The organism is uncultured Brevundimonas sp. (assembly GCF_937870815.1).
GTDB lineage: Bacteria > Pseudomonadota > Alphaproteobacteria > Caulobacterales > Caulobacteraceae > Brevundimonas.
Genome location: NZ_CALMZS010000193.1, coordinates 1 through 1,763, shown reverse-complemented (window position 1 = coordinate 1,763; position 1,763 = coordinate 1). Strand labels below are relative to the sequence as shown.

At 65.6% G+C, this 1,763-nt stretch carries 2 protein-coding genes; both read left to right on the top strand.

The window, feature by feature from the left end; all coding sequences use genetic code 11:
* Positions 1-601 (top strand): type IV toxin-antitoxin system AbiEi family antitoxin domain-containing protein (locus tag Q0588_RS12960; protein WP_298746823.1); only part of this gene is annotated, 601 nt, incomplete at its 5' end.
* The gene (locus Q0588_RS12955) at positions 594-1,478 is read left to right on the top strand and encodes a nucleotidyl transferase AbiEii/AbiGii toxin family protein (protein ID WP_298746820.1); all 885 of its coding nucleotides are present in this window, start codon (positions 594-596) and stop codon (positions 1,476-1,478) included. The genes Q0588_RS12960 and Q0588_RS12955, both read left to right, overlap by 8 nt.
* Positions 1,479-1,763: the final 285 nt, after the last annotated feature.

Below are 1,763 nucleotides of genomic sequence, written 5' to 3'. Positions count from 1 at the left end.
CAATCGCGACCTTGCCCGCAAGATGCTCGCCAGGCGAGGCATGATGCGTCTGGCCGACCTCAGAGCGGCTGGCGTCACGGCTGCAACGATGCGTCGCATGCAAGACGCCGGCGAAGCCGTGAAACTGGGGCGCGGCCTCTACCAGGCCCCCGACGCGGACTACACGACCGAACACAGTCTGGCCGAGGCGGCACTGCGGGTCCCCAACGGCGTGATCTGTCTTGTGTCAGCGCTCGCCTATCATGGCCTGACGGACCAACTGCCCTCGAAGGTCTGGGTGGCCATCGGCCATAAGGACTGGTCGCCGAGCGCCTCCGTCCCGCCGCTGCGGATCGTACGGTTTGCGGACCATCTGCTGAAGGACGGCGTCGAGACCATCACGGTCGAAGGCGTCGAGGTTCGCATCTTTGACATCCCCAAGACCATCGCGGATTGCTTCCGCCATCGACGGTCCGTCGGACTGGCCGTCGCTCTGGAGGGTCTTCAGGAGGGACTTCGTCAAGGCAAGGTCAGCCCGTCGCAAATCCTGGACGCCGCCGATCGCGGACGAGTTGGCTCTATCGTGCGGCCCTACCTCACGGCCCTGACCGCCAATGGCTGACCCCGTTCGCAACATTGGCGCCTCGGTTCGGGCCCGCCTTCAGAACCTGGCGCGGACCACGGGCCAACCGTTCGAGACCCTTCTGGTCCGCTATGGTCTGGAACGGCTGCTCTATCGCCTGTCCAGGGCGGAGCACAGCGACCGGTTCGTTTTGAAGGGAGCCATGCTGCTGATGACCTGGCTCGAGATTCCGCTGCGGGGCACCCGGGACGTCGACTTCCTCGGCTTCGGCGAGCCGAGCCCCGAAGGTATGCTCCAGGTCTTCCGCGAGGTTCTGGCGATCCCCGTCGACGAAGATGGGGTCGTCTTCGACGTTGATGGGCTCCGGGTGGATCGGATCCGTGAGGAAGCGGCCTATGGCGGCCTTCGCCTGCAAACCACCGCGACCATCGACCGCGCCAAAATCAAGGTCACGATCGACATCGGCTTCGGCGACGCCACAGAGCCCGGCATCGAGGAGATTGACTATCCGGCATTGCTCGATTTTCCGACGGCGCGCCTGCGGACCTATGCCCGCGAGACGGTCATCGCCGAAAAGTTTCAGGCCATGGTCGACCTGGGCCGGGCCAACACACGTCTAAAGGATTTCTACGACGTCTGGGTCCTGAGCCGTCTCTTCGCTTTCGACGATGATCGCCTGGCGCGGGCCATGGCGGCCACATTCGCTCGGCGTGGCACCGCCTTGCCGACCGTGTCGCCCGACGCACTGACGCCGGCCTTCTCCGGCGATCCGGAAAAACGGGCGCAGTGGCGGGCGTTCGTCGAGAACCTCGCCGAAGATCCCGGCGATCTCAACGGCGTTGTTGACGCCTTGGCCGACTTCCTGATGCCGCACGCCATGGCCGCCGCCCGCCACGTCCCGGTGCCCCCACCATAGCTCCTGGGGCGTGCCCGCGAGATCGCCGAGCATCCCGACGCCGGCAGGGCGTCCCAGCCCAGATCGACAGGCCGGAGAGCCCTGCCGTCCGGCACGATCCCGGACCGGCCTGGCTGGACGCCTGTCAACGGAGCAAGTCCTGGCTGGGGGCAGTCAAGCTCGTCCGACAGCGCTCCTGAATATACTCCAGATATAGCTTTTCAGGCGGTTCACCCGCGCGCTCACTCGTTGCGCCACATCCGTGGCGATCAACCCAAGGAGAGACCGTGATGACCCCCACCAAGC

What these genes read in the sequence shown, in the direction of transcription:
- Q0588_RS12955 (WP_298746820.1), top strand. Translation starts at nt 594, where the DNA reads ATGGCTGACCCCGTTCGCAACATTGGCGCCTCGGTTCGGGCCCGCCTT.